This is a genomic window from Synechococcus sp. R55.2, from assembly GCF_047462075.1.
Lineage (GTDB): Bacteria > Cyanobacteriota > Cyanobacteriia > Thermostichales > Thermostichaceae > Thermostichus.
The window spans coordinates 1-8669 of the sequence record NZ_JANSIH010000087.1 but is presented as its reverse complement, the minus strand read 5'-3'; the positions used below and the strand labels follow the sequence as shown (position 1 = coordinate 8669).

The 8669-nt window shown below is 59.7% G+C and carries 7 protein-coding genes; 3 read left to right on the top strand and 4 right to left on the bottom strand.

Features of this window, described 5'->3' with window-relative positions:
• Positions 1–274, top strand: a 274-nt coding sequence (locus NW838_RS03260) for a 2'-5' RNA ligase family protein (protein ID WP_414427491.1), incomplete at its 5' end; no start/stop codon positions are given.
• A 34-nt stretch (positions 275–308) separates the two neighbouring features.
• Here the strand turns inward: NW838_RS03260 and gap are convergent.
• The 4 genes from gap to NW838_RS03240 all read right to left on the bottom strand — a co-directional run bounded on the left by gap (position 309) and on the right by NW838_RS03240 (position 3307).
• A complete protein-coding gene (gap, locus tag NW838_RS03255) occupies positions 309–1328 on the bottom strand; it encodes a type I glyceraldehyde-3-phosphate dehydrogenase (protein ID WP_011433307.1) in 1020 nt (339 codons plus the stop codon).
• Between the two features lie 158 nt (positions 1329–1486).
• Entirely contained in the window at positions 1487–2002 is a 516-nt protein-coding gene (locus NW838_RS03250) for a Crp/Fnr family transcriptional regulator (protein WP_414357706.1), read from the bottom strand.
• A 76-nt stretch (positions 2003–2078) separates the two neighbouring features.
• On the bottom strand, positions 2079–2909 hold the full coding sequence (locus tag NW838_RS03245; protein WP_414427490.1) for an ABC transporter ATP-binding protein: 831 nt from the start codon (positions 2907–2909) through the stop codon (positions 2079–2081).
• Positions 2910–2971: 62 nt separating this feature from the next.
• Positions 2972–3307 carry a hypothetical protein gene (locus NW838_RS03240; RefSeq protein ID WP_414357704.1) on the bottom strand — a complete coding sequence of 112 codons (336 nt, stop codon included), beginning with the start codon at positions 3305–3307 and terminating at the stop codon, positions 2972–2974.
• A 418-nt stretch (positions 3308–3725) separates the two neighbouring features.
• Here NW838_RS03240 and NW838_RS03235 point away from each other — a divergent pair, with 418 nt between their 5' ends.
• Positions 3726–6578 (top strand): helicase-related protein, encoded by a 2853-nt coding sequence (locus NW838_RS03235; protein ID WP_414357703.1) that lies wholly within the window; start codon positions 3726–3728, stop codon positions 6576–6578.
• Positions 6575–8669 (top strand): DNA methyltransferase (locus tag NW838_RS03230; protein ID WP_414427489.1); only part of this gene is annotated, 2095 nt, incomplete at its 3' end. The genes NW838_RS03235 and NW838_RS03230, both read left to right, overlap by 4 nt.

Below are 8669 nucleotides of genomic sequence, written 5' to 3'. Positions count from 1 at the left end.
CGTGCCCTCCCCAGAACTGCAGCGGCTACAAGCTCAAGCCCATCACCACATGGGGCTCCTTCTCAACCGGAAAGAAACGACCGCTCAAGCCCGTCCGTTTGTGCCCCACATAACCGTGGCCTTCCGAGACCTAACCCCCGCCCACTTTCGCGCCGCCTGGCCAGAGTTCAAGACGCGTTCTTTCCAGAGTGCGTTTGTAGCGTCAGCTTTGACGCTCCTCCTCCACGACGGCAAACGTTGGCAGGTTTTTGCCCAGTTCTCGATGGGGGAATAATGGGGAACAGAAGAGGGTTGCCAACCGAAGCAGCCTACTCCACCCAGTGAGCGGCCATGTATTCCGCCAAGTCCAACACCCGCTGGGAGTAGCCCCACTCGTTGTCGTACCAAGCCATGACCTTGACCAGATCCCCATCCAGCACACTGGTCATCTCCGCATCCACAATGGCTGAGCAGTCGTGGCCGCGGTAGTCGATGGAGACCAAGGGAATATCCGAGTAGGCGATGATCCCTTTCATCGTGGTTTCCGAGGCTTCCTTCAGGGCAGCGTTTACCTCCTCGGCAATCACGCGCCGCTCCGTCTGCACCACCAAGTCCACCAGAGACACATTGGGCGTGGGAACCCGTACCGCCACCCCATTCAGCTTGCCTTTCAGCTCCGGGATCACCAAAGCTACCGCCTTGGCAGCCCCCGTGGTGGTGGGCACCATGCTCAATGCTGCTGCCCGGGCCCGCCGCAGATCGCGGTGACCACCATCTAAGATCCGCTGGTCGCCGGTGTAACTGTGGGTGGTGGTCATGGTGGCACGGAGGACGCCGAACTTGTCCAGCAACACCTTGATGATCGGGGCAAGGCAGTTGGTGGTGCAGCTGGCGTTGCTGACAATGTTGTGCCGCACCGGGTCGTAGGTGTGTTGATTAACACCGTAGACAAACGTGGGAATGTCTCCCCCCTTGGCCGGGGCGGTGATCACCACCTTTTTGGCCCCCGCTTCTATGTGCTTAGAGGCACCCTGGTAGTCGACAAAAACACCTGTAGCTTCAATAACAAGATCCACCTTCCACTCTTTCCAGGGCAGGTTGCTGGGGTTGCGGTCGGAAACGGCATAGATATGCTTGCCGTTCACCACCAAACCATTTTCTGCAGGCTCAACGTCTGCTCCCTGCAATGGCCCAAGGATGGAATCGTACTTGAGCAGGTGGGCAGCCGTGCGAGCGTCTGAGGTGTCGTTGATGGCGACGATGTCGAGGTTGGACTGGGAGCGACCCAGCCAACAGCGCAAAAAGTTGCGACCAATGCGACCAAACCCGTTGATGGCTACCCTGACCACTGCTCCTGACCTCGCTGCTTGAAATTTCCTGGGGGCTGCTGCTTAGCACATGATATCGCAACCCCTGAACATTCTGAAGACAAAATTTGGGATCCAAGGGGGGCGTCTTCGCGGACGTTCACCTGCAAACCCTATGCAGAGCAAGGATTGAGCCGCTTTCAAGAAGGATAGCGCTGGTGCAGCAGAGCCATGGCCGAGGCTACATTTTCTACTCCCCGCTGCTCCAGCAGATCCGTGAACATACTATCCAGCCAGTAAAGGTGCTCGCTGATGATCTGGCTCCAGGCGCGGTAGAGTTTCACCTGTACTTCCAGGGGCAGCAGGATCAGCCCTTCGGTGGAAAGGCGTAGGGTTTGCACCTCGGTCATGCTCACTGCCGTAAAGGAGCGCCGCCGCCCCGTCAGCAGAGAAAGTTCCCCAAACAAGCGCCCGGCGTGCAGCGTGGCCAGCCAATAATCTCCCGGATGTCGCACGTACTGGCGACGCAGCTCCACCACTCCACTGAGGATCATGTACAGGTCACTACTGGGATCCCCTTCCTGGAAGATCACCTGGCCTGGGGAAAAGCGGCTGGGCAACAGGGCAGCCGTCAATGCCTTCCACTCGGCATCTTCCAAGGATTGGAAGAGCAAATGCTCGCGAACACGCTCAAACGGATAACGGGTGCTGCTCATCGCGTCGGTGATCCCAAGGGGGGCTTGAGGCCGGCTCTGTCTCATCCTACCCTTGCTGGAATTGACTTGCAGGGGGTCAGTCCTGGCGGAAGACCTCCCTTAAGCTTTCCAGCACTGCTCCTGTCAGCTCAAAGAAGCGGGTGGAGCGCCAGGTCTCGAAGCCGCGTGGCTGGGGGAGATCTACCGGGATCACCTTGGCAATTTGGCCGGGGTTGGGGGTCATCACCACCACTCTGGTGGAGAGAAATACCGCCTCTTGAATGGAGTGGGTAACGAAAAAGACGGTTTTTTGGGTAGTCTCCCAGAGGCGCAGCAGCTCCAGGTTCATTTTCTCGCGGGTGATCTCGTCTAGGGCCCCAAAGGGCTCGTCCATGAACAGCAGCTCGGGGTCAAAGACCAAGGCCCGCGCCAGCGAAACCCGCTGTTGCATACCTCCAGACAGTTGCCAGGGGTAGCTGTGCAAAAAGTTCCCCAGCCCCACCCGCTGCAACATCGCTTTGGCCCGCTCCTGACGCTCTCGTTTGGAGAGGTGCATCACCTGCAGCGGCAACATCACATTCTGCAAAGCCGTGCGCCATTCCAGCAGGGTCGGGGCCTGGAAAATATAGCCGTAGAGCCGCTCCTGCCGGGCCTGTCGGGGGCTTCGTCCTGCAATGGACACGGATCCCTCGCTGGGCTGCTCCAGATCCGCCAAAATACGCAGCAGCGTGGTTTTGCCGCAACCGGAAGGGCCAATCAAGGCGATAAACTCGCCCCGCTGCACCTCCAGATTGATATCCCGCAGCGCCACCAATTCCCCAGACGGGCTGGGGTAGCGCTTGCCAACCCCACGCAAGCTGACCAGGGATCCCACCTCACCGGCCTGTAATCCGTCAGAGACAAGGGAAGGGTTCATGAAAGAAGACAAAGGTCAGAACAGCCATCCACCCCAAAAAACCAAACGGTTAGTTGACAGACCTGACTGGGTGCCTATTCCTCAAGCACGTAGGAAATGGCGTTTTTGTTGACGCAGATAAACTCCGCATGGGCAACACGGCGGCCATTGATAAACATTTCTGAGTCGGTTAAGGGAACAAACGTGCGCTCGTCGTTGAGCAAGCTGGAGACCCGTCGCTCGAACTCCGTCCCCTCCAGAAACACCTCGCCGCGAATGTCGGTGCCATCCAAGGTGCGAATACGGATGCGCCGCCGCTCCTCTCCGATGGCCTGGGCAGTTTCATAGGCTCCCCGTCGGGCTGCTTTCTTGATTGAGCGACCCGCGGTGCTCATGGCCTCTTGCAAATCATCCAACTGTTTGTCGCTCATGTGCCCACTCTAGAACTCAGCACGGGGCCGAAAAGCAGCCCAATCGCTCCCTGTGGAGTTAAGACTAACACAACCGATCGCTCCACCTTACAAGCCGAGGCGCTAACTCTTGCAAAGCTATGCTCTGCACGTCTGTTGTGGGGCAAGACGAGCAACATCATCAAAAAATCAAAAAAGATAATGAAAGGTGGTTTCTCTCCGCCAGAGCACGGACTATGTCCCAGATTCCCTGCTGATGAAGCCACTGACAGCTCAGGTGGTACTGCGTGTAGGTTAGGAAAGAAACCACGGCCCTACTCGTGCCAACGCCGAAGAGGGATGGGTGTGAGGCTACTTAGCTTTATCTTAGTGCGCCCCCGATGGAGGCTGCATGCATCCTGGATCGATTGTCTGCTGCCGAAACCGCGAATGGGTTGTGATGCCCGCAGACACGGACGAGACCATTGTTCTCCGCCCCCTCACCGGCACCCCGGAGGACGTGGTTTACCTTCACCGGGAACTGATGGGTCTGGTGGGCGGTACCCTGCCGTTTGAGCGAGTCACGCCTGCATCCTTCCCGCTGCCCACAGCCGAGGACGTTTCCGACGCCACAAGCGCTCGTCTGCTTTGGCAAGCTGCACGGCTTACGCTGCGCGAGGGGGCTACCCCACTTCGCTCCCTAGGGCGCATTTCCATCCGGCCACGGACGTACCAATTTGTGCCCCTTCTGATGGCCCTGCGTCTGGATCCCGTGCGGCTGTTTATCGCCGATGACGTTGGCGTAGGCAAAACCATCGAAGCTCTGCTGATTGCCAGAGAACTTCTGGATCGCGGCGAAATCCGGCGCTTTTGTATCCTGTGCCCACCCTACCTGTGCGAACAATGGGCTAAGGAATTGGCGGAGAAGTTCAACCTTGAAGCGGTGGTCATCCGCTCCGGAACCGTCGGGCAGCTTGAGCGCCAAACGCCGGTAGGGCGCAGCCTCTACGAACACTTCCCCGTCCAGGTGGCAAGCATTGATTTCATCAAGACGGAGCGCAACCGAAACCAGTTTTTGCAATTCTGTCCTGAGCTAGTCATTGCCGACGAAGTTCACGGGGCAACAGCAGCCCATCCTGGCAGGAACCAGCAGGAACGGCATGCCCTTCTAAAAGCCATCGCTCAAAAGCCCGACCGACATCTGATCCTGCTGACGGCGACCCCCCACAGTGGTATCGAAGACGCCTTTCGTTCCTTGCTGGAACTGCTGCGCCCTGAGTTTGGGGCCTGGGATCCCCAAGCCCTCAATGAGGATCAACGCATCAAACTGGCTCGTCACTTCGTCCAGCGCACGCGGCGGGATATTGCTCAGACCTGGGAAGAAACTGCCTGTTTTCCAACGCGGGAATCTGTAGATGAAACCTACACTCTTTCTGAGCGGAATCGTGAGCTGTTCGAGCGCACCTATGCGTTTTGCTCGGAAATCGTGCGCACCGGCGAACATTTGGAAAAGCGCCAGCGGCGGGTGCGTTACTGGGGCGCTTTGGCGCTCTTACGCTGCGTTATGTCCAGCCCAGCAGCAGCCCTGGCAGCGCTGACCCATCGGGCTGGAGCACCGCTGGCCGAAGAGGAGACCGAGGAATTTGGGCATCTGGTGTTCGAGTCGGCAGAAGGGCGCACCGACGACGAATCGCCCACTCTGGCTCTCGAGGCCACCGGCGCAACTCTGCAAGAACAAGAAGCAGACCGCCGCAAGCTGCGCGAACTCGCTCAATTGGCCAACAAACTCTACGGCACGGACGACGACACCAAGCTTAAGCGGGCCATCAAGATTGTGCGGGATCTGCTGAAGGAAGGCTTCCATCCCATCCTTTGGTGCCGGTATGTCGCTACGGCGGAGTACCTTGCAGACCACCTGCGCCAGTCGTTGGAAACCACAGCCCAAGTGGTGTGGGTCACCGGTCGCATGGGCGACGATGAGCGGGAAGCGAAAATTGCCGAAATCGAACCTAACCGTCCTCGGGTGCTTGTGGCAACGGACTGCCTCTCGGAAGGGGTGAACCTGCAGGAGAAGTTTACGGCTGTCGTTCACTACGACCTGCCGTGGAATCCCAATCGGCTGGAGCAGCGGGAGGGCCGAGTAGATCGCTACGGCCAAAAGGCCGGGCGGGTCAGGGTCATTCGGTTTTTTGGGCGCGACAACCCCATAGACGGCGTGGTGCTTGAGGTGCTGCTCAACAAAGCGCGGGAGATCCACCGCGCCTTGGGCACCCATGTGCCTGTGCCGGAAGCCAGCGAGAGCGTCACGCAGGCCGTTCTTGAAGCCCTCTTCCTGCGCAGGGGACGCTGGTCTGCCGAACGCCAGCTTGTGCTCGACCTTGGCGTGCCAGAAGTGGAAGAGTTTCATCGGCAGTGGCAACAGTACGCCGAGCGCGAGCAGATCAATCGCACCCGGTTTGCCCAGCGGGCGCTCAAGCCCGAAGAAGTGCAGCGGGAAGTTGAGGCCACAGATGCTGTGCTAGGGGATCCCACGGCTGTGCGCGAATTCCTCCTGGCGGCAGCAGAGCGCATTGGTCTGCCTGTTTCCCCGGACAACCGACCGGGTGTCTTTCGGGCGAGCATCACTCCAGAGGCGACCAGAACCCTGCCTGAACTGGTCAAGTTGGCCCTGCCCTCCCCCAAGGACGGTCGGTGGCTCATCAGCTTCGACTCGCCCACGCCTGAAGGGGCGGAATACATTGGCCGAAACCACCGCTTCGTAGCCACGTTGGCCCGCTACCTCTTCGAGGCAGCCTTGAACGATCCCAGCCCCAATAGCAGGGTGGTCTCCCGCTGCGGCGTCCTGCGCACCCGTGCCGTAACCAAACTCACGACCATCCTGCTGCTGCGTATACGCTACCTGGTCGAGCAACCTGCTGCCCGATCCCTTTTATCGGAAGAAGTCCTGGTGCTTGCCTATGTTGGCCTGGGAGGCAGCAATCCCCAGTGGCTGGAGACCGGCGATGCCTTGCGGCTGCTGGCAGAAGCCCAGCCGGATGACAATCCCCCTCTGGCCGAGAAGCAGGAGCTAATCCGACGGGTGCTCAGCAACCTTGGAGACTGGCACAGGGATCCCCCTGAAGCCTGGGGCACAGGGCACTTGCTGCAACAAGCCATCCGGGATCGAATTGTCCGCCGCGCGGACGAACTGACTGCTGCTCACAAACGCGTCTGTCAGGCGGTGGCACTGCAGGTGCGGGGGCTGGCGGTCAAGCCGCAATTTCCTCCCGATCTTCTGGGACTCCTTGTCTTGCAACCTGTGGTGTCGCGATGAGCCAGTTCCCTGCCGTACGCCTTGAAGGGGGGCTTTTGGGCCCCGATACGCTGGAAAAGCTCCTTGCCGGCGAGCTTACTGGGCAGAAGCCGAAAGACTTTGGGCTGGACAACCGGCGCAGCCTGACGGATGAGATTGCCGGCGTCTTTGCCGAGGCCCGCGCCCAGTGGGAGATCTTCCGGCGTCGCCTAGAGCGCCTGCCGGAGAGCGACTTGGCCACCTCGGTTACTCGCGATGTCTGGTTGATCCCGTTTCTGAGCCTGCTGGGGTACGAGCTGCGCTACAACGCGCGCGCCTACGAAATAGACGGTGCCACGTTTGCCATTTCGCATCGCGCCGGAGAGGCGGAGGATGCACCGCCAGTCCACATTGTCGGGGTTCGGCAGGAGCTGGGGCGTCTGGCTCCCAGCGGTCGACCAAGACTTGCGCCCCATTCGCTGGTGCAGGAGTACCTCAACCGCAGCGATCACCTCTGGGGCATTGTGAGCAACGGCCTGAGGCTGCGCCTTTTGCGAGATTGCACCTTCGTGCGTCGCCAAGCCTACGCCGAGTTTGACCTGCAGCAAATCCTGGAGGAGCAGCGCTTTAACGACTTTGCCATCCTCTACCGGCTGCTGCACCGCAGTCGGCTGCCGCACAGGGCTGAAGATGCCCCAACCTGCCTGCTGGAGCAGTACTACCGGGACGCCTTGGAACAGGGGGGGCGGGTACGGGATCGGCTGCGGGATGGTGTGGAGCAATGTCTGAAGCGCTTGGCCAACGGCTTTCTGGAGCGCTCCAACAACACTGACCTGCGGAGGCGGATCGACCCGAAAGCCGGCAGCTCAGAGCCTCTCACCCCAGAGGAGTTCTATCGGCAACTGTTGCGCTTGGTCTATCGCTTTCTGTTTTTGCTGGTCTCGGAGGAGCGGGGGCTGATTAGCGACAATCCTCTCTACCGGGATCACTACAGCGTGACGCGGTTGCGGCGGCTTTTGGATCGGCAGAGTGCCTATACCGAACACGAGGATCTTTGGTGCAGCTTGCGGGTGCTGTGGAGGGTGTTCTCGAAGGAAGAGCTGGCCAACCTGTTGAAGGTCTCTCCTCTTAACGGCGAGCTTTTTGCTCCCCTCGATCTAGATACCTACAGCCTCAGCAATCGGGCTCTGCTGGAGGCCTTTTGGCATCTATCCTACTATCGGGAAGATGCTTCCGCCTCACCTCGGCGCGTGAACTATGCGGCGCTGGATGTGGAGGAACTGGGCTCGGTCTATGAAAGCCTGCTCGAATACCACCCTCAGATTGACACCTCGGGAAGGATCCCCCGCTTTGAGTTGGCCTTCGGGTCAGAGCGCAAGAGCACCGGCTCCTACTACACCCCGCCGGAGCTGGTGGCAGAACTCATCCGCTCGGCGCTGGAACCGGTTCTAGCAGAGCGGCTGGCCAAAGCCAAGCCAATGGCGGATGCCGAACAGGCCCTGCTCTCCCTCCGCGTCCTTGACCCCGCCTGCGGATCGGGACACTTTCTGCTGGCTGCCGCCCGCAGGTTGGGCAAGGAACTGGCAAAGATCCGCACCGGCGAAGAGGAACCCGCCCCCGAGCGTGTCCGCGAGGCCATCCGCGATGTGGTGGCGCACTGCATCTACGGCGTGGACAAAAACCCGCTGGCGGTGGAACTCTGCCGCGTGGCCCTGTGGCTGGAGGCCCACTGCGCCGGCAAGCCCCTCACCTTCCTGGATCACCACATCAAGTGCGGCGATTCGCTGGTGGGTGTCTTGGATTTGGCGATTTTGGAAAAGGGCATCCCCGATGAAGCCTTTACCCCGGTTAGCGCTGACTCCAAGGAGGCTGCCCGCTCGCTAAAGCAGCGCAATCGCACCGAGTGCCAGAGTTTGCAAACAGGGCAGCTTTCCCTTGCTTTTGACACTGACCAGGTGGTGGCTGAGCTTAGCCAGGAGCGACAGAAGCTAGAAGCCATTCCAGACAACTCCCCGGCAGAGGTTAGCCGCAAGCAGCAGCTCTACAGCCGCTACTGCCAAGACCCGCAACACCAAAAGCTAGGTTGTGTTGATCTTTCATTTGAGCCAAAAGAGAGCACTGACGAGATAGAGA

What these genes read in the sequence shown, in the direction of transcription:
- NW838_RS03240 (WP_414357704.1), bottom strand. Translation starts at nt 3,307, where the DNA reads ATGAGCGACAAACAGTTGGATGATTTGCAAGAGGCCATGAGCACCGCG.
- NW838_RS03235 (WP_414357703.1), top strand. Translation starts at nt 3,726, where the DNA reads ATGCCCGCAGACACGGACGAGACCATTGTTCTCCGCCCCCTCACCGGC.
- NW838_RS03250 (WP_414357706.1), bottom strand. Translation starts at nt 2,002, where the DNA reads ATGAGCAGCACCCGTTATCCGTTTGAGCGTGTTCGCGAGCATTTGCTC.